Origin of the sequence: Burkholderia paludis, from assembly GCF_000732615.1 — a bacterium.
Taxonomy (GTDB): Bacteria; Pseudomonadota; Gammaproteobacteria; order Burkholderiales; family Burkholderiaceae; genus Burkholderia; species Burkholderia paludis.
Window position 1 is genome coordinate 28,255 of the sequence record NZ_JPGL01000078.1, and the last position, 17,756, is coordinate 46,010.

Annotated in this window: 16 protein-coding genes and 1 other RNA gene; 2 read left to right on the forward strand and 15 right to left on the reverse strand. The window is 67.5% G+C overall.

Translation table 11 applies throughout. From position 1 onward, the window contains the following. Positions 1-9: 9 nt before the first annotated feature. From ispG to ndk, 4 genes are all read right to left on the reverse strand, one after another. Positions 10-1,317, reverse strand: coding sequence for a flavodoxin-dependent (E)-4-hydroxy-3-methylbut-2-enyl-diphosphate synthase (ispG, locus tag GQ56_RS0134405; protein ID WP_031402966.1), 1,308 nt, complete (start codon positions 1,315-1,317; stop codon positions 10-12). Positions 1,318-1,429: 112 nt separating this feature from the next. Then, positions 1,430-2,449, reverse strand: coding sequence for a helix-turn-helix domain-containing protein (locus GQ56_RS0134410; RefSeq protein ID WP_031402967.1), 1,020 nt, complete (start codon positions 2,447-2,449; stop codon positions 1,430-1,432). Positions 2,450-2,635: 186 nt separating this feature from the next. Further along, entirely contained in the window at positions 2,636-3,775 is a 1,140-nt protein-coding gene (gene rlmN / locus GQ56_RS0134415) for a 23S rRNA (adenine(2503)-C(2))-methyltransferase RlmN (RefSeq protein WP_031402968.1), read from the reverse strand. Positions 3,776-3,830: 55 nt separating this feature from the next. Next, positions 3,831-4,256 (reverse strand): nucleoside-diphosphate kinase, encoded by a 426-nt coding sequence (gene ndk, locus GQ56_RS0134420; RefSeq protein WP_017332230.1) that lies wholly within the window; start codon positions 4,254-4,256, stop codon positions 3,831-3,833. A 250-nt stretch (positions 4,257-4,506) separates the two neighbouring features. On the opposite strand from ndk, the gene GQ56_RS0134425 reads away from it, so the two are divergent. Further along, on the forward strand, positions 4,507-5,205 hold the full coding sequence (locus tag GQ56_RS0134425) for a Bax inhibitor-1/YccA family protein (protein ID WP_031402969.1): 699 nt from the start codon (positions 4,507-4,509) through the stop codon (positions 5,203-5,205). Between the two features lie 63 nt (positions 5,206-5,268). Here GQ56_RS0134425 and rlmD read toward each other — a convergent pair whose 3' ends face one another. After that, complete coding sequence (gene rlmD / locus GQ56_RS0134430; protein ID WP_081895013.1) at positions 5,269-6,666, reverse strand: 23S rRNA (uracil(1939)-C(5))-methyltransferase RlmD; 1,398 nt, start codon at positions 6,664-6,666, stop codon at positions 5,269-5,271. 205 nt (positions 6,667-6,871) lie between these two features. On the opposite strand from rlmD, the gene GQ56_RS0134435 reads away from it, so the two are divergent. Further along, the gene (locus GQ56_RS0134435; RefSeq protein WP_031402971.1) at positions 6,872-7,726 is read left to right on the forward strand and encodes an endonuclease/exonuclease/phosphatase family protein; all 855 of its coding nucleotides are present in this window, start codon (positions 6,872-6,874) and stop codon (positions 7,724-7,726) included. 30 nt (positions 7,727-7,756) lie between these two features. Here GQ56_RS0134435 and GQ56_RS0134440 read toward each other — a convergent pair whose 3' ends face one another. The 10 genes from GQ56_RS0134440 to ffs all read right to left on the reverse strand — a co-directional run bounded on the left by GQ56_RS0134440 (position 7,757) and on the right by ffs (position 17,322). Beyond that, positions 7,757-8,533 carry a 3'-5' exonuclease gene (locus tag GQ56_RS0134440; RefSeq protein WP_031402972.1) on the reverse strand — a complete coding sequence of 259 codons (777 nt, stop codon included), beginning with the start codon at positions 8,531-8,533 and terminating at the stop codon, positions 7,757-7,759. 3 nt (positions 8,534-8,536) lie between these two features. After that, complete coding sequence (gene rpoS, locus GQ56_RS0134445) at positions 8,537-9,625, reverse strand: RNA polymerase sigma factor RpoS (protein ID WP_031402973.1); 1,089 nt, start codon at positions 9,623-9,625, stop codon at positions 8,537-8,539. Positions 9,626-9,636: 11 nt separating this feature from the next. Further along, positions 9,637-10,524 carry a peptidoglycan DD-metalloendopeptidase family protein gene (locus GQ56_RS0134450; protein WP_031402974.1) on the reverse strand — a complete coding sequence of 296 codons (888 nt, stop codon included), beginning with the start codon at positions 10,522-10,524 and terminating at the stop codon, positions 9,637-9,639. A gap of 5 nt (positions 10,525-10,529) precedes the next feature. Next, the gene (locus GQ56_RS0134455; RefSeq protein ID WP_031402975.1) at positions 10,530-11,462 is read right to left on the reverse strand and encodes a protein-L-isoaspartate(D-aspartate) O-methyltransferase; all 933 of its coding nucleotides are present in this window, start codon (positions 11,460-11,462) and stop codon (positions 10,530-10,532) included. Continuing rightward, on the reverse strand, positions 11,459-12,220 hold the full coding sequence (gene surE / locus GQ56_RS0134460) for a 5'/3'-nucleotidase SurE (protein ID WP_031402976.1): 762 nt from the start codon (positions 12,218-12,220) through the stop codon (positions 11,459-11,461). The genes GQ56_RS0134455 and surE overlap by 4 nt, the downstream gene beginning before the upstream one ends. 221 nt (positions 12,221-12,441) lie before the next feature. After that, positions 12,442-13,647: a CaiB/BaiF CoA transferase family protein gene (locus tag GQ56_RS0134465; protein WP_031402977.1), complete on the reverse strand. Its 1,206-nt coding sequence runs from the start codon at positions 13,645-13,647 to the stop codon at positions 12,442-12,444. Between the two features lie 48 nt (positions 13,648-13,695). Continuing rightward, entirely contained in the window at positions 13,696-14,292 is a 597-nt protein-coding gene (gene recR, locus GQ56_RS0134470; RefSeq protein ID WP_031402978.1) for a recombination mediator RecR, read from the reverse strand. Positions 14,293-14,323: 31 nt separating this feature from the next. Beyond that, positions 14,324-14,650 carry a YbaB/EbfC family nucleoid-associated protein gene (locus GQ56_RS0134475; RefSeq protein ID WP_006482124.1) on the reverse strand — a complete coding sequence of 109 codons (327 nt, stop codon included), beginning with the start codon at positions 14,648-14,650 and terminating at the stop codon, positions 14,324-14,326. 94 nt (positions 14,651-14,744) lie between these two features. Next, complete coding sequence (locus GQ56_RS0134480; RefSeq protein WP_031402979.1) at positions 14,745-17,096, reverse strand: DNA polymerase III subunit gamma/tau; 2,352 nt, start codon at positions 17,094-17,096, stop codon at positions 14,745-14,747. 127 nt (positions 17,097-17,223) lie between these two features. Beyond that, an RNA gene (ffs, locus tag GQ56_RS40425) (signal recognition particle sRNA small type) lies at positions 17,224-17,322 on the reverse strand. Positions 17,323-17,756: the final 434 nt, after the last annotated feature.

Genomic DNA, 17,756 nt, shown 5'->3' on the forward strand with positions numbered 1-17,756 from the left:
GTGGACGAATTAGTTCGCAGCCGCTTCCGCGCGGCCATAGTTGCGTACGACGTAGTCGCTGACGATCTGCTGGAATTCCTCGGCGATCCGCTCGCCGCGCAGCGTCTTGACCTTCTCGCCGTCGATGAAGACGGGGGCAGCCGGGTTCTCGCCCGAGCCCGGCAGGCTGATGCCGATGTTCGCGTGCTTCGATTCGCCCGGGCCGTTGACGATGCAGCCCATCACCGCGACGTTCATCGTCTCGACGCCCGGATATTCCTTGCGCCAGACCGGCATCTGCTCGCGCAGGTAGGTCTGGATCTGCATCGCCAGTTCCTGGAACAGCGTGCTCGTCGTACGGCCGCAGCCCGGGCACGCGATCACCATCGGCGCGAACGAGCGCAGGCCCATCGTCTGGAGGATTTCCTGGCCGACGATCACTTCGCCGGTGCGCGACGCGCCCGGTTCCGGCGTCAGCGAAATGCGGATCGTGTCGCCGATCCCTTCCTGCAGCAGCACGCCGAGCGCGGCCGTCGAGGCGACGATGCCCTTCGAGCCCATGCCGGCCTCGGTCAGCCCGAGGTGCAGCGCGAAACCGCAGCGGCGGCTGAGTTCGCGGTACACGGCGATCAGGTCCTGCACGCCGCTGACCTTGCACGACAGCACGATGCGGTCACGGCCGAGACCCAGTTCGACCGCCCGTTCGGCCGAGCCGATCGCCGACTGGATCAGCGCCTCGTACATCACGCTCTGTGCGTCCCACGGCTGCGCACGCGCGCCGTTCTCGTCCATCATGCGTGCGAGCAGGTCCTGGTCGAGGCTGCCCCAGTTCACGCCGATCCGCACCGGCTTGTCGTACCTGGCAGCGGCCTCGATCATCTGCGCGAACTGCGTGTCGCGCTTCGCGCCCTGGCCGACGTTGCCGGGATTGATCCGGTATTTCGACAGCGACTCCGCGCAACCCGGGTAGTCGCGCAGCAGCAGGTGGCCGTTGTAGTGGAAATCGCCGACGAGCGGCACGGTCACTCCCATCCGGTCGAGCTGCTCGCGGATCGCCGGCACGGCGGCCGCTGCCTCGGGCGTGTTCACCGTGATGCGCACCAGTTCGGAGCCCGCGTTCGCGAGTTCCTTGATCTGGATTGCCGTGCCGATCGCGTCGGCCGTATCGGTATTCGTCATCGACTGCACGCGCACCGGCGCGTCGCCGCCGATCGTCACGAGCTGCCCGCCCCAGCGGACATTCACCGCATGCGATACGCGGCGCGGCTGATGCCCGCCGAACACCGGCTCGGTTGAACAAATCTGACTGCTGCGTGGGGATTGAGCTTCGGATTGCATCGATAGATCCATTTACGCGGAATACGCCGCTACGCGGCGCATGAATTGAAAAAGCGCCGTGTCGTCGCGGCCTGCCGTTATCGACGACAGGCCTTCGCCATGGCGCTTGACGTCAGGGCAACGTGAACCGCGCCACGTTACCCCGCGCTGCCGAATATTTTGCCGGATCGACAGGTTTCCCGTCGAACGCAACCGCGTCGAGGCCTGCCTTGTTGCCGATCGTGACCTTGAACGGCCCTTCGCCGGCAACCTGCTTCGTCTCGCCGGCCTTCACCAGCGACGAGAACAGCTCCTTGCCGTTCTTGTCGCGCACGCTGAACCAGCAATCCTGCTTGACCTTCAGCTCGACCACCGACTGGCCCGCCGCCACCGCGACGCTCGCCGGCTCGGCCGGAGCGGCGGCACTCGCCGCCGTCGTTGCCACGAGAGGCTGCGATGCAGCAGCCGGCGCGACCGGAGCCGCCGGCGCCGGAACGGCCGATGCGACCACCGGAGCAGGCGCTACGGACGCAGCAACCGGGGCCGGAACCTCACTGGCAACCACGGCCGACGCGCCGTTCGAGGCTGCCTCGTCACCGGACGAAGCGGCCGCCACCGGCGCGCTCGCGGCCGACGCATGTTCCGCGTCGCCGCCCCTGAAACGCGCGAGCAGGCCCGACGAATCGCCGCCAGTGTGCCACATCAGTACGGCAACCACCGCGACGACGACGATCGCCGTGCCCCACAGCCACGGATGGTGCCGCGACGAGCCGCCCAGCGGAATCGACACGCGGCCGCGCGGCAGATCCGTCCCCGACGACGCAGGCATCGACAGGTCGACCTCCGGCACCCCGCGCTCGCGGCGCAACGCCTGCGCGAACGGTTCCGGATCGACGCCGAGCATCTTCGCGTAGCTGCGCACCACGCCGAGCGCGAAGGTCACGCCGGGCAAATGGCTGATGTCGCCGGCCTCGAGCGCCCGAAGCTTCTGCGGTGCGACCTTGAGTCGCGCCGACACGTCGTCGACCGTCCAGCCCTTCGTCTCCCGAAGCTGCGCCAGCCGGCTGCCGACCGCCGCCAGCGATTCCAGTCCCGCCGGTGCCGGCTTCGCGGCATTCGTCTCTGCGCCGTTAGACGGCTGCGGCTCACTCATCCTTGTCCTCGCGTCGATTCTTCTTGCTGGCGGCCGCCGCCGGCTCCCGCCGGCCAGCACCCGCAACTGTCCATACCATGCGCGACGCCGAGGCGCCGCGACCGATCGCTATTCGCGTGTTGTACCGCCAAAAGGTTCGAACCTCCGAGGCCGGACGCACCCGGCGCGCCCCGGCCAGGCACCCCGTCAAACGGCTCGAACTTCGATGATTTTCCCTGCTGCGCCCGTCCGTTCCGCGAGGCGCGTGCGATCCTTCACCGCGCCGGCCAGCTGGCCGCACGCGGCATCGATATCGTCGCCGCGCGTCTTGCGCACGGTCGTGACGACACCCGCGTCGATGAGGACCTGTGCGAAGCGCTTGATCTGCTCCGGCTTCGAGCGGATGAGGCCCGACTCCGGAAACGGATTGAACGGGATCAGGTTGAACTTGCACGGCACGTCGCGCGTGACGGCCAGCAGTTCTCGCGCATGCGCTTCGGTGTCGTTGACGCCGTCCAGCATGCAGTATTCGAACGTAATGAAGTCGCGCGGCGCGACCGTCAGGTAACGCTGGCATGCCGCCATCAGCTCGCGCAGCGGATACTTCTTGTTGAGCGGCACCAGCTCGTCGCGCAGCGCATCGTTCGGCGCGTGCAGCGAAACGGCCAGCGCAACCGGCAACTCGGCGCCGAGGCGGTCCATCATCGGCACCACGCCCGACGTCGACAGCGTGACGCGGCGGCGCGACAGGCCGTACGCGTTGTCGTCCAGCATCAGCCGCATCGCGGGCACGACCGCGCTGTAATTCAGCAGCGGCTCGCCCATGCCCATCATCACCACGTTGGTGACGACCCGTTCGGCCTTGCCGTTGGGGCCGGGCGCGCGACCCAGCGACGCGCGCAACGCAAATTCGGCCATCCGCAGCTGGCCGATGATTTCGGCTGTCGACAGGTTGCGGGAAAAACCCTGCTTGCCCGTCGAACAGAAGCGGCAGTTGACCGCGCACCCCGCCTGCGACGACACGCACAGCGTGCCGCGCGTCTCTTCCGGGATGAACACGGTTTCGACCGCATTGCCGTTTCCGACGTCGATCAGCCACTTGCGCGTGCCGTCGGCGGAAACGTGATCGCTGGCGATCTCGGGCATTCCGATCGAGGCGCGGCCCTTGAGTTTTTCCCTCAAGGACTTCGCGAGATCGGTCATGCCGTCGAAATCGCCGGCGTTGTACTGGTGGATCCAGCGCTGCAACTGCTTGGCGCGGAACGGCTTCTCGCCGAGGCTGCCGCAGTACGCGACAAGACCCTCGGCATCGAAGTCGAGAAGATTGACGGAAGTTTCGCTCGTCATGATGTGCTGCCTTGCCGCTTGCGCTGAATCCTGCCTACCTGCTGTCAGCCAGGGCTTAACGCGAGTAAACGTTCATTTCCGGGAAGAAGAACGCGACTTCGACCGCCGCGGTTTCCGCTGCGTCCGAGCCGTGCACCGCGTTCGCGTCGATGCTGTCGGCGAAATCGGCACGGATCGTGCCCTTTTCCGCCTTCTTCGGATCCGTTGCGCCCATCAGGTCGCGGTTCTTCAGGATCGCGCCTTCGCCTTCCAGAACCTGGATCATCACCGGGCCGGAGATCATGAAATCGACGAGATCCTTGAAGAACGGACGTGCTGCGTGAACCGCGTAGAACTTCTCTGCGTCGGCACGCGACAGGTGCGCCATGCGCGATGCGATGATCTTCAGGCCGGCGCCTTCGAAACGGCTGTAGATCTGGCCGATCACGTTCTTTGCCACCGCATCCGGCTTGATGATCGACAGGGTGCGCTCGATTGCCATAAAAACTCCAAAAAATTAAGAAGTTACAGGTTCAAATGAATCCGCTATTGTAGCACGATCCCGTGTATCATTGCGATTGAACCCTTACACGCATGAAAGGTTCAGAATCCATATGTTTTTGCGTCGTCCGGCCATTGAAACCTCCCGGCGCGGAACGTATCTTAGCCATAGCTGCTCCGGTTTGCTGCGCCGCACACCGCGTGTGCCGAACCGGCCCCGGACGCCCATGCGTTCAATGTTAGGAGAAACCATGAACGACTATCCGTACAATTTCGGCCGCGGCGGTTCCGTCAGCACCGCCGAGGTTCGCAACCGCGTGCTGCGGAACACGTACTGGCTGCTCGCGCTGTCGATGGTGCCGACCGTGCTGGGCGCCTGGGTCGGCGTCGCGACGGGCTTCTCGCTGTTCGCGGCCACCAGCCCGATGATGAGCCTGCTCGCGTTCTTCGCGATCGCATTCGGTTTCATGTTCGCCATCGAGCGGACCAAGAACAGCGCGGCCGGCGTGTTCGTGCTGCTCGGCTTCACGTTCTTCATGGGCCTGATGCTGTCGCGCCTGCTGAGCTTCATCCTCGGCCTCTCGAACGGCCCGTCGCTGATCATGCTCGCGTTCGGCGGCACCGGCATCATCTTCGCCGCGATGGCGACGATCGCCACCGTCAGCAAGCGCGACTTCTCGGGGCTCGGCAAATGGCTGTTCATGGGCGTGATCGTGATCCTGCTGGCCTCGGTCGCGAACATCTTCCTGCAGCTCCCGGCGCTGATGCTCACCGTCTCCGTGCTCGCGATCGCGATCTTCTCCGCGTACATGCTGTTCGACGTCCAGCGCGTCGTGAACGGCGGCGAGACGAACTACATCTCGGCGACGCTCGCGATCTACCTCGACCTGTACAACGTGTTCACGAACCTGCTCGCGCTGCTCGGCATCTTCGGCGGCAACCGCAACTGACGCGCACCCCGCCCCATGAAAAAACCGGCCCTCGGGCCGGTTTTTTTACGTCCGCCGCATCGCTCAATCGCGCTCGAACAGCGCAATCGATTCGACATGCGATGTATTCGGGAACATGTTCACGACCCCGGCGCCCTTCAGGCGGTAGCCGGCCTCGTGCACGAGCAGGCCCGCGTCGCGCGCCAGCGTCGACGGGTTGCACGACACGTATACGATGCGCTTCGGCAACGGGCCCTCGCCGCTCTGCGCGATCTCGGCCAGCGCCTTCGATACCGCCAGCGCCCCCTCGCGCGGCGGGTCGATCAGGAACTTGTCGAATGCGCCCAGCGCGCGGATGTCGTCGCCCGTCACTTCGAACAGGTTCCGGCATGCGAACGTCGTGTGGCCGTCGACGCCGTTCTCTCGCGCGTTCGCCAGCGCGCGCGTCGTCAGCGTCTCGCTGCCCTCGATGCCCATCACCTCGCGCGACAGCCGCGCGAGCGGCAGCGTGAAGTTGCCGATCCCGCAGAACAGGTCGAGCACGCGATCGTCGCGCGACGGCGCGAGCAGGCGCAGTGCCCGGCCCACCAGCACGCGATTGATCTGATGATTGACCTGCGTGAAGTCGGTTGGCTTGAACGGCATGCGGATGCCGAACTCCGGCAGCGTGTAGTCGAGCGCCACGTCGAGCGGATAGAACGGCGTCACCGTATCGGGGCCCTTCGGCTGCAGCCAGAATTGCACCTTGTGTTCGTCCGCGAACGCGCGCAGCAGCGCTTCGTCGTCCGCGTTGATCGGCTCCAGCACGCGAAGCACGAGCGCGGTGACCGCCGAGCCGACCGCGAGCTCGATCTGCGGCATCCGATCGCGGATCGACAGCCCCTCGACGAGCCGGCGCAGCGGCACCAGCATCGCCGACACATGCGGCGGCAGCACTTCGCAGCTCGTCATGTCGGCCACGTAGCTGCTCTTCTTTTCGTGGAACCCGACCAGCACGCCGCCCTTCTTCGCCACGTTGCGCACGGTCAGCCGCGCACGATAACGATAGCCCCACGACGGGCCGTGGATCGGCGCGAACATCGTTTCCGCCCGCAGCTTCGCCAGATGCCACAGGTTGTCCTCAAGCACGCGCTGCTTGACCGCCACCTGCGCGCGCATGTCGAGATGCTGCATCGAGCAGCCGCCGCAGGTGCCGAAGAACGCGCATTTCGGCTTCGTGCGCATCACGCTCGGGCGCAGAATGTCGACAACCGTCGCCTGCTCGTAGCTCGGCTTGCGGCGGTAGCTCGAATAGGTCACGCGCTCGCCCGGCAGCGCGCCCTCGACGAAGATGACCTTGCCCGGCTCGCCGTCCTCGGTGATCGTGCGGCCGACACCGCGCGCTTCCATGTCGAGCGATTCGATCTCGAGAACCGGGGCGGGCCCGGGCGCGACGGGCGCGTTTTTCGATTTGCGCGCAGAAGTGGGGACGGCTTCGGACACCTGCTTTTCCTGACAAACGTTGAAGAAGGCGAGATTGTAGACGACGAAGGCCCGCATCGCCCGCTTTGCATGGCGCAAGCGTCGATACGCGAGCCCGCACGGCCCCGCAACGCGCCGGAACGGGCGAACCGGCGCCCCGCAACCGGGCGAACCGTGGAGCCGACCGCCTCCCCGGCCCGGCATGCGCCCGGCAGGAGATACGACCATGCAACTGATCGACTGGAATATCCAATGGGGCCGGAACGCGGACGGCGTCGTCGACCTTCCACGCACCGTCGCGGCCATCCGCCGGCTCGGCGACTTCGACGTACTGTGCCTGCAGGAGGTCACGCGCGGCTTCGGCTCGCTGCCCGGGCGGCCCGGCCCCGACCAGTTCGCCGAGCTGGCGGCGCTGCTGCCCGGCCATACGATCGTCGAAGCGATCGGCGCCGACCTGCCGCCCGTCGAAACGGGTGCGCCGCGCCGCCAGTTCGGCAATGCCATCGCGACCCGGCTGCCGGTCGGGCGCGTACTGCGCCAGTTGCTGCCGTGGCCGGCCGATGCCGGCGTGCCGTCGATGCCGCGCGTCGCGCTCGACGTCGAGTTGCAGGCGCCCTTCGGCGCGCTGCGCGTGGTCACTACCCACCTGGAATATTATTCGGCGCGCCAGCGGCTCGCACAGGTCGATGCACTGCGCAACCGGCATCGCGAGGCCTGCGCACACGCAGCCCGACCGGCGCCCGCCGAAACCGCCGAGGGGCCCTTCAGCGCGACCGGCCAGCCGCGCGACGCGATCGTCTGCGGCGACTTCAACAGCGCGTTCGGCAGCGAAGCCTACCGCCGCCTCCTGGAGCCGATCGCGGATGCGCCGAGTTTCGTCGACGCCTGGCTTGCGCGGCACCCCGGCCACCAGCCGCCGCCGACGGCCGGCGTCCACGACACGGCGCAATGGACGGAGGGGCCGCTCGCGTGCGACTTCGTGTTCGTCACCGAGACGCTGCTGCCGCGCGTGATGCGCTGCGAAATCGACGGCGACGTGCGCGCGTCGGATCACCAGCCGATACTGCTCGAACTCGCCTGATCGCGCCGATGCCGACGCGACCGGCCCGCGTTACGCTTCGAACGCGGCGAGGTACTCGGCCCAGTGCGGCGCGAGTTCCTGGGCAAGCGAGTTCTTCACCAGCAGGATCTCGTCCGCGTATTCGCTCGGGGTCAGGCCGCCGCGCATCAGCTGGAATCGGCAATACAGCAGGTAGGTATTGACGACGTCGGTTTCGCAATAGTTGCGGATTTCCTCGATCCGCCCGCCCTGGAACGCAGGCCACACCTGGCTGCCGTCCATCCCGAGCTTGCCGGGGAAGCCGCACATCTTCGCGAGCGCGTCGAGCGGCGCATTCGCGCGCGCCTGATACATCGCCAGCACGTCCATCAGGTCGGTATGCCGCGAGTGATAGCGCGAGATGTAGTTGTTCCACTTGAATTCGCGGTCGTCCTCGCCGAGATCCCAGTAGCGGGTCGCGGGAATGCCGTGCACGAGCGCGCGGTAATGGAGCACCGGCAGATCGAAACCGCCGCCGTTCCACGAGACGAGCTGCGGCGTGTATTTCTCGATCACGCGGTAGAACGACTGAATCAGCGTCGCTTCGTTGTCCTGCGGCGTGCCGAGCGAGCGCACGCGAAAACCGTTGTTGTCGCGGAACACGCACGAGATCGCCGCGATGCGCTGCAGGTGGTGCGGCAGGAAATCGCCGCCGGTCTTCTCGCGGCGCGCGGCAAACGCGTGCTCGGCTACTGCGGCGTCGTCGAGCGTCGCGGGCAGGTCTTCCAGACGGCGAATGCCGTCGACATCGGGAATCGTCTCGATGTCAAAAACAAGAATCGGAGTCATCGGTTACAGAACGGCGTCCTTGCGCACGCCGTTGGAGGCGAAGAACCGCTTGAGGCGCACCAGCGCTTCCTGCTGGATCTGGCGCACGCGCTCACGCGTGAGCCCCATCTCGTCGGCCAGCTCCTCGAGCGTCGCCGGTTCGATGTGGTTCAGGCCGAAGCGGCGCTCGATCACGTGCCGATGCTTGTCGGACAGCCGCGACAGCCATGCACGCGTCAGCGTCTCGAGCTCGCGGTGCTGGACCTCGGCGTCGGGCGACTGGCTCTGGTCGTCGGGCAGCAGGTCGAGCAGGCTGCTCGCGGGATCGAGGTCGAGCGGCGCATCGAGCGACGCCGTGTGCTCGTTGAGCGCGAGGATATCGGTGACTTCCTCGGCGGTCTTGCCGGTGAGATAGGCGATGTCGTCGATGCTGGCTTCGCGGCGTTCGGCCGCCTCGCCCGTCGACATCGAATTTTTTTCGAGATGGCGCTTCGCGCGCAGCACCTGGTTCAGTTCGCGGATCACGTGCACGGGCAGGCGCACCGTACGGGCCTGGTTCATGATCGCCCGCTCGATGCTCTGCCGGATCCACCACGTCGCGTAGGTCGAGAAACGGAAGCCGCGCGTCGGGTCGAATTTCTCGATCGCGTGCATCAGGCCGAGATTGCCCTCCTCGATCAGGTCGAGCAGCGGCACGCCGCGGTTCAGATACCCCTTGGCGATGCTGACGACGAGACGCAGGTTGCGCTCGATCATCACCTGCCGCGCCTCGAATTCGCCGGCCTTCGCGAGCCGGGAATAGCGCTGCTCTTCCTCGACGGTCAGCAGCGGCTTCACGCTGATGCGGTTCAGGTAATGCTGGATCGTGTCGGCCGTGAGTTCGGCCTGCAGCAGCGTGCGGAAATCGTCGACATCGGGCGCTGCTTCGGAGCGCCCTTCCCGCTCGTCGTCACCGCCGTCCGCCTCGGCGTCGCGCGCCTCGATATCGCGTTCGTTTTCCGCGACGTCATCGTCGTCTTCCGTCGAAGCACCCTCTCGCCCCACCGATGCTTGCGTGGCACGACTGATCTTCTCAGATTCGGCTTGCGGCTCGTGGCGCTTCGATTTCGGCATGGTCGTCTCGGTTATTGAGGCGGCAAATACTTCAGCGGATCGACAGGTTTACCCTGCCGGCGAACCTCGAAATGCAGCATCACGCGGTCGGAATCGCTGTTCCCCATCTCGGCGATCTTCTGCCCCTTCGTTACCGCGTCCCCCTCTTTTACCATCAAAGCGCGATTGTGTGCATATGCCGTGAGGTAAGTTGCATCGTGCTTGATGATAATGAGGTTGCCGTAGCCGCGCAGCCCGTTGCCGGAGTAGACGACGCGGCCGTCGGCCGCCGCCTTCACGGCTTCGCCGGCCGTGCCGCCGATATTGACGCCCTTGTTTTTCGCATCGTCGAACCCGTTCAGCACGGGGCCGCGCGCGGGCCACGCGAACGTCACGGGGCCGCTCGGCGCGGCTGCCGTATCGCTCGAGGCGGCTGCCGCGGCAGGCGGCGTCACGGCTGCGGACGACGTGCCGGCGGCCGGCGTCGCCGGGCCGCTGCTGAGCGGCGCGGTGGCCACGGCGGCGGCGCCGATCGGTGCGGCGACCTGCGTGCCGGCAACCGCGGCGCCGGCTTGCGGCGAAACGCGCAGCAGCTGGTCGACTTCGATCTGGTTCGGGTTCGCCAGGTTGTTCCACGCGGCGATGTCGCGATAGTTCTGCCCGTTTTCGAGTGCGATCCGGTACAGCGTGTCGCCCGGCTTCACCCGGTAGTAACCCGGCGGCGCCGGCGGAAGCGGTGCCGCGGGTTGCGCGGCGGCGGTCGTGCCGAGCGAACCGGAGCGATCGACGACGGGCGCGTTGTCGAGCCGCGTCGCACAGGCGGCCAGTAGCGTGGAGAACGCGGCTACACAGATCGCGCGCTGGGCGAGCGTGAGCGGTTCCCTGGAACGGTTGTTTTGCATCGCGCGCAACATACTCATCGGTTTCAAATTACTCCGGATTTTAAAGGGACAAAGAAAACGCGATCAAGCCGCGACTCCCGCCATTGCGCGTGCGCGACGCGCTCGACGAGCGTGAGCACCTGGTGCTGCCCGCTCTGCGCGCCGACCGGCGCGACGAGCCGCCCGCCGATCGCGAGCTGCTCGAGCAGCGCCTGCGGCACGTCGAGCCCCGCCGCCGCGATCACGATCGCGTCGAACGGGGCGGCGGACGGCAGGCCGACACGCCCGTCGCCGTAGTGCAGACGGATGTTCGGCACGCGCAGCGGCCGCAGGTTCAGCTTCGCGCGCTCGTAGAGCGGCTTGATGCGTTCAATCGAATACACGTCGCGTGCCACGTGGCTCAGCACGGCGGCCTGATAGCCGCAACCCGTGCCGATCTCGAGCACGCGCTCGAGCGTACGGCCGGCCATCGCGAGCTCGATCATGCGCGCAACAACCGACGGTTTTGAAATGGTCTGCTGGTGGCCGATCGGCAACGCGGAATCCTCATAGGCCTGCGTTGCGAGCCCCGGATCCACGAACAGGTGGCGCGGCACGGCGGCCATCGCTTCCAGCACGCGCGCATCGGTCACGCCGTTCGCACGCAGCCGTTCGACCATCCGTTCGCGCACGCGTTCCGACGTGAGCGCGAACGCGCCGGCCTGCGCGACGTTCGGCGCAGCCGGCTTCGGCAATGCGGGCTTCAGCGCGGTCGGCTTCGGTGCGGTCGCGGGCTTCGCGCCGGCGGAACCGGGCGGCGCCGTTCGCACCGCGACGGGCTTCACCGCAACCGGTTTCAGCACGGCCGCGGGCTTGTCGGCGGCCTTCGGCGCCGCGACCGCCGCATGGCGCTCGCCGGCACGCCGCTCCGACTTCCGCGGCGCTCGCTTGAGATCTTCGAGCGCGAGCGGGAACCGCTTCGCGCGCTCGCCGCTCATGAAACCCGTCCTCCGGCGCGCGCCCATTCGCGTGTCGCTGGCAACATCTCCGTATGCGTGAGATCGAGCTGCAGCGGCGTGATCGACACGAAACCGTTTGCCACCGCGTGGAAATCGGTGCCGTCGCTCGCATCCAGCGCCGCCCCCGCCGCGCCGATCCAGTAGATCGGTTCGCCGCGCGGGTCGGTCTGGCGAATCACCGGCTGCGACGGATGACGCTTGCCGAGGCGCGTGACTTTCCAGCCTTTCAGCTCGCCGTAAGGCAGGTTCGGAATATTGACGTTCAGCAGCGGCTGGCCCGGCAGCGGATGCGCGAGGTAGTGCTCGACGATTTCCGCGGCGACGCGCGCGGCATCCGCCAGATGGGCCCAGCCCTTGTCGACCAGCGAGAATGCGACGGCCGGCACGCCGAACATGATGCCTTCGGTGGCGGCGGCGACCGTCCCCGAATAGAGCGTGTCTTCGCCCATGTTCTGGCCGTTGTTGATCCCGGAAACGACGAGGTCCGGCCTGGCATCGGCCATCCCCGTCAACGCGACGTGCACCGAATCGGTCGGCGTGCCGTTCACGTAGAAGAAACCCGTACCCGCCGCGCGCTGCACCGACAGCGGCCGCGACAAAGTGAGGGAATTCGACGCGCCGCTGCAGTTCTGCTCGGGCGCGATCACGGTGAGTTCGGCCAGCGGCCGCAGCGCTTCGCTGAGCGCGGCGAGACCGGGGGCGAGATAGCCGTCGTCGTTGCTGAGTAGGATTCGCATCCGGCGATTGTAACCGAGGAAAGATGGCGCGAGAGCGACAGTCCGGCGGCCGCGGGCGGCAGGTGCGCACCCGCATGCACGACGCGCCGCCGCATGCGTCGGCGGCGTACCGCGCGCTCAGGAAGGTGTCGGGCCGCCCCGGGTTTTCCGCTCCGCGGAGCGCCCTCTTTGAGGACGGCTCCGTCGGGCGCCCCGGCACGGCGCAACGTGCCCGCGGGCGCTCAGATCGCGCCCGAGTCGCGCAGCGCGGCGATCGCCTGCGTGTCGTAGCCGAGGCCGCGCAGCACCTCGTCCGTATGCTCGCCGAGTTCGGGCCCGAGCCAGCGCGTCTCGCCCGGCGTATCGGACAGCTTCGGCGTCACGTTCGGCAGCGGGATATCGGTGCCGTCGGCCAGCTTGAAGCGCTGGATCATCTGCCGCGCGACGAACTGCGGATCCGTGAACATGTCGGCGGCGCTGTAGATCCGCCCGGCCGGCACGTCGGCCGCATTGAGCACGGCGAGCGCTTCGTCGATCGTGCGCGGCGCGAGCCACGCGGCGATCGCGTCGTCGATCTCCCGGGTCCGCGGTACGCGCCCGTCGTTTTGCGCGAGCGCGGGATCGTCGGCGAGGTCGTCGCGTTCGATCGCCTTCATCAGCCGCTTGAAGATCGGGTCGCTGTTGCCGCCGATCACGACGCTGCCGTCGCGGCACGCGTAGGTATTCGACGGCACGATGCCCGGCAGCGACGCGCCGGTGCGCTCGCGCACCATCCCGTACACGCCGTACTCGGGCACCACGCTTTCCATCATGTTGAAGACGGCCTCGTACAGTGCGACGTCGACCACCTGGCCCGCCCCGCCGTTGACCTTGCGGTGATGGAGCGCCATCAGCGCGCCGATCACGCCGTGCAGCGCCGCGATCGAATCGCCGATCGAGATGCCGATGCGCGGCGGCGGCAAGTCGGGATAGCCGGTGATGTGGCGCAGCCCGCCCATCGATTCGGCGATCGCGCCGAAACCGGGCCGGTCGCGGTACGGGCCCGTCTGCCCGTAGCCGGACAGACGCACCATCACGAGGCCCGGATTCTCGGCCGACAGCACGTCGTAGCCGAGCCCGAGCTTCTCGAGCAGGCCCGGACGGAAATTCTCGATCACGATGTCGGCCTCGCGCGCAAGCTGCCGCGCGATCGCCTTGCCGGCGTCGGCTTTCAGGTTGAGGGTGACCGATTTCTTGTTGCGCGCCTGGACGGACCACCACAGCGACGTGCCGCCCTGCTCCGGATGGAGCTTGCGCCACTTGCGCAGCGGGTCGCCGCCGTTCGGATCCTCGATCTTGATCACTTCCGCGCCGAATTCGGCGAACAGCCGCGACGCGAACGGCCCCGCGATCAGCGTTCCGAATTCGAGCACTTTGACGCCCGCGAGCGGGCCCTGGCTGGTGCTCATGTGTCTCCCTGGCATGAGGAACGGCGCCGCCTGCCGGCGGCGCCCGGCTTACATCGTGCGGCGGTCGAGCATCGCGCGGGCGATGGTGCCCGCGTCGACGTATTCGAGCTCGCCGCCCACCGGCACGCCGCGCGCGAGGCGCGTGACGGCCAGCCCGCGCGCCTTCAGCGTCTGGCCGAGGTAATGCGCGGTTGCCTCGCCCTCGTTCGTGAAGTTGGTCGCGAGCACGACCTCCTTGACGACCCCGTCGGACGCGCGCCGCACGAGGCGGTCGAAATGGATTTCCTTCGGGCCGATGCCGTCGAGCGGGCTCAACCGCCCCATCAGCACGAAATACAGCCCGCGGTACGTCATCGTCTGCTCGAGCATGATCTGGTCGGCCGGCGTCTCGACGACGCACAGCAGCGTCGGATCACGCTCCTCGTCGCTGCAGACCTCGCAGATCTGCGCTTCGGTGAACGTGTTGCACTTTTCGCAGTGCTGCAGGTGCTCGGTCGCGAACAGCAGCGACCGGCCGAGCTTCTCCGCGCCCTCCCGGTCGTGCTGCATCAGGTGGACCGCCATGCGCTGGGCGGATTTCGGCCCGACGCCGGGCAGCACGCGCAGTGCTTCGACGAGAGCGGACAGGGCGGACGGCTGTTTCATACGGCAGCAAGGAGTGGCACGTGCGCCGCGCTCAGAACGGCAGCTTGAAGCCCGGGGGCAGCGGCAGGCCCGACGTCATGCCGCTCATCTTTTCCTGCGACGTCGCTTCGGCCTTGCGCACGGCGTCGTTGAACGCTGCCGCGACGAGATCCTCGAGCATGTCCTTGTCGTCCGCGAGCAGGCTCGGGTCGATCGACACGCGGCGCACTTCGTTACGGCACGTCATCGTCACCTTGACGAGGCCCGCCCCCGACTGCCCTTCTACCTCGATCAGCGCAAGCTGCTCCTGCATCTTCTTCATGTTTTCCTGCATTTGCTGCGCTTGCTTCATCAATCCGGCGAGGTTGCCTTTCAACATGGGAATACTCCTTCTTGATCGTGTGAAAACCGGCACGCGGCGCGTGCCGGCCAAAGTGTGCGGGCGTGATTGTGCCTGTCGCGGTGCGGTCGGTTCAATGCAGTGTCGGCGACGAACCGTCCGACGCCGGATCGGCGAGCGGGCGCACCGACCCCTCGACGATGCGCGCACCGAAGTCGCGCACGAGCTGCCGGACGAACGGATCGCCGTGAATCTCCTGCTCGGCCTCACGCTGGCGTGCCGCACGTGCCGCCGCATCGAGCGCCGCCGCCGTGCGCCGGGCAGGCCCGACCTCGACCGCCACCTCGATCGGCTTGCCGAGCGCATCGGCCAGCGCGGCCTTCAGCTTCGCCACCTGCGCGGCGTCCGCATACTGCGGCACCGGCACGGAAAGTTTCAGCGTCGTCGCATCGACGGCTGTCAGTTCGCTGTTGAATGCGAGCTGGTATGCGACGCCCTTGAGCGGCAGCCGCGCGGCCAGCGCGGGCCATTCGCCGTCGAAGCCGACCGGGTCGAGCGCGATCGCGGGCGGCAACGGACGCGTGTCGACCGGCGCGGCCGGGCGGGTTTCCGCCGGCATCGACGTCACGCGCCCGTCGTCGGGACCGCTGTCGAACACGGGCACGAAGCCGTCGTCGGGCGGCCCGCCGAACATCTCGTCGGCGCTGAGCGGCACGTAGTCGTCCGGCGGAATGTCTTCCCACGGCGGCGAGGCCTGACGTGAATCGGCCGCCTGCGGCGCACGGGCGGCCGCGCGCGGCGCGGGCACCGGTACCGCGGGGCGCGGCGCGACCGGCTTCTCGGCGGCCGGCTTCGCGGCGGCGCTAGCGCGCCCGCGGTCGGACGACACGCGCATCCCCGCATTGCGCAGCACGTCGAGCGCGGCGGCAGCGCCGCCGGAGCGTGCTGCGGGACGCGCGGCAGGCTCGGGCGACGCCGCGCGCGGCGCCGGATCGGACGGCGCGGCAGGTTCGTCGCTTCGCTGCTCGACGGCGACAGGCGGCCCGGGTTCAGCGTGGGCGGATTCTTCACGGGCGAGTGCCGGAGGATCGCCGGCAGGCGTCGCCTGCACCGCCGCAACCACCTTCGGTTGCGGCGTTTCGATAACGTGCGCGTCCACCGGAGCCGGCGCGGATGCCTCGGCGACGACCGGCTTCACGGCCGGACGCCCCGTTTCATCGCTATCCGGCGTCGGCGCCGGGCGCGCCACCGGAGCAACGGGCGCCGCCGGGGCCGCAGCCTGCGGCCGCACCGCGTCGGCCGGCGCCGGTTTCGCCACGGCGGCCGGTGCCGCCGCAACGCGCGGGCCGGGCACCGCACGCGGCACGGACGGCTGGCCGACCGGCGCACCGCCGGCGGCAACGGCCGGCTCGAACGCGAGCATCCGCAGCAGCGTCATCGTGAAACCGGCGTACTCGTCCGGCGCCAGGCCGAGCTCTGCGCGCCCGACCGTCGCAATCTGATAGAACAACTGGACCTGCTCGGGGCTCAGCGTCTCCGCGAAGCGGCGCAGATCGGACGCTTCCGGCCATTCGTCGAGCACCGAACCCGGCGCGAACTGCGCCCACGCGATCCGGTGCAGCAGGCTGGCAAGATCCTGCAGCGCGGTCGAGAACGACAGGCTGCGCAGCGACATCTCGTCGGCGATCGCGAGGATTTCCGGGCCGCTGCCGGCCGCGAGCGCATCGAGCAGACGCACCATGTAAGTCTGGTCGAGCGCGCCGAGCATGCCGGACACGGCCGATTCGGTCACTTCGTTCGCCGAATAGGCGATCGCCTGGTCGGTCAGCGACAACGCGTCGCGCATGCTGCCCTGAGCGGCCCGGGCGAGCAGGCGCAGCGCCTGCGGCTCGAACGCGATCCGCTCTTCGCCCAGGATCCGTTCGAGATGCGACACGATGTGCCCGGCCGGCATCTGTTTCAGGTTGAACTGCAGGCAGCGCGACAGCACGGTGACGGGAATCTTCTGCGGATCGGTCGTCGCGAGAATGAACTTGACGTGCGGCGGCGGCTCTTCGAGCGTCTTCAGCATCGCGTTGAACGCATGATTCGTCAGCATGTGCACTTCGTCGATCATGTAGACCTTGAAGCGCGCATCGACGGGCGCATACACCGCGCGCTCGAGCAGCGCCGCCATTTCATCGACGCCGCGATTACTCGCGGCATCCATCTCGACGTAATCGACGAAGCGCCCTTCGTCGATCTCTCGACAGGCGCGACACACGCCGCAAGGCTGCGACGTGATGCCGGTTTCACAGTTGAGCGCCTTGGCGAAGATCCGCGACAGCGTCGTCTTGCCGACACCGCGGGTTCCGGTAAACAGATAGGCGTGATGGAGACGCCCGCCGTCGAGCGCGTGCGTGAGCGCCCTGACGACGTGCTCCTGGCCGACGAGCGAAGCGAAATCCTTCGGACGCCACTTGCGTGCGAGAACTTGATAGGTCATCGGGAAATTGTATCAGTAACGCTGCGTCGCGCCGACACGCGAAACGGTGCGGAATACGGGCAAGAGGCAGGCAAAACGGAGTGTGGCGCGGAAATAAAAAACGCCCGGCGAACGGGGCGAGAAGGAAGGTGACGAGCCCAACCCTCGGCACTGGCGGAAAACGATTGTGGCTGCTTCGTTCCCGACCTGACCAGGTTCACCGCCCCACCATGCGAGGAGGCCCGTCACGGCATATTCTATCACCGCTTCCGGATGAAAGCGACCAATTTGTTCGCACCAAAGCGAAACACGGGAGAAACCGGCGCGCGTCCGGCCGCGCGAATCGCATCGACACCCGCCCCCTTGTAAATTGCGCGCCGGCCACCATCTGCAGGGCACGGCGGTCGAACGCCGCGTCGTACCCCTACTCGCGAAGCGGCTACTATCGCCACCCGCAGCAGATAGCAATTTAGGCTAATATGACGCCCGAACGACCCGCAAGCCGCGGCATGCAGCGCCTGCGCCCCTCCTTTCCGGGGAGCGGAGTGACCTGCCGCGGCGGCCGGCCCCCAACGGCGGGCCGGCCCGCCGCCGCGCGCAAGCAGGCAGTCCCCGAACCGTAAGAGGTATTGACCCAATGAGCGAACAGATCAAACACAACCCAGCCAACGGTTGGAGAAG

Bases quoted from the DNA above. Each gene is read 5' to 3' on its own strand.
- ispG (WP_031402966.1), bottom strand. From the start codon at position 1,317: ATGCAATCCGAAGCTCAATCCCCACGCAGCAGTCAGATTTGTTCAACC.
- recR (WP_031402978.1), bottom strand. From the start codon at position 14,292: ATGAAACAGCCGTCCGCCCTGTCCGCTCTCGTCGAAGCACTGCGCGTG.
- GQ56_RS0134475 (WP_006482124.1), bottom strand. From the start codon at position 14,650: ATGTTGAAAGGCAACCTCGCCGGATTGATGAAGCAAGCGCAGCAAATG.
- GQ56_RS0134440 (WP_031402972.1), bottom strand. From the start codon at position 8,533: ATGACTCCGATTCTTGTTTTTGACATCGAGACGATTCCCGATGTCGAC.
- ndk (WP_017332230.1), bottom strand. From the start codon at position 4,256: ATGGCAATCGAGCGCACCCTGTCGATCATCAAGCCGGATGCGGTGGCA.
- rlmN (WP_031402968.1), bottom strand. From the start codon at position 3,775: ATGACGAGCGAAACTTCCGTCAATCTTCTCGACTTCGATGCCGAGGGT.
- GQ56_RS0134450 (WP_031402974.1), bottom strand. From the start codon at position 10,524: ATGAGTATGTTGCGCGCGATGCAAAACAACCGTTCCAGGGAACCGCTC.
- GQ56_RS0134480 (WP_031402979.1), bottom strand. From the start codon at position 17,096: ATGACCTATCAAGTTCTCGCACGCAAGTGGCGTCCGAAGGATTTCGCT.
- surE (WP_031402976.1), bottom strand. From the start codon at position 12,220: ATGCGAATCCTACTCAGCAACGACGACGGCTATCTCGCCCCCGGTCTC.
- GQ56_RS0134435 (WP_031402971.1), top strand. From the start codon at position 6,872: ATGCAACTGATCGACTGGAATATCCAATGGGGCCGGAACGCGGACGGC.
- GQ56_RS0134410 (WP_031402967.1), bottom strand. From the start codon at position 2,449: ATGAGTGAGCCGCAGCCGTCTAACGGCGCAGAGACGAATGCCGCGAAG.
- GQ56_RS0134425 (WP_031402969.1), top strand. From the start codon at position 4,507: ATGAACGACTATCCGTACAATTTCGGCCGCGGCGGTTCCGTCAGCACC.
- rpoS (WP_031402973.1), bottom strand. From the start codon at position 9,625: ATGCCGAAATCGAAGCGCCACGAGCCGCAAGCCGAATCTGAGAAGATC.
- GQ56_RS0134465 (WP_031402977.1), bottom strand. From the start codon at position 13,647: ATGAGCACCAGCCAGGGCCCGCTCGCGGGCGTCAAAGTGCTCGAATTC.
- GQ56_RS0134455 (WP_031402975.1), bottom strand. From the start codon at position 11,462: ATGAGCGGCGAGCGCGCGAAGCGGTTCCCGCTCGCGCTCGAAGATCTC.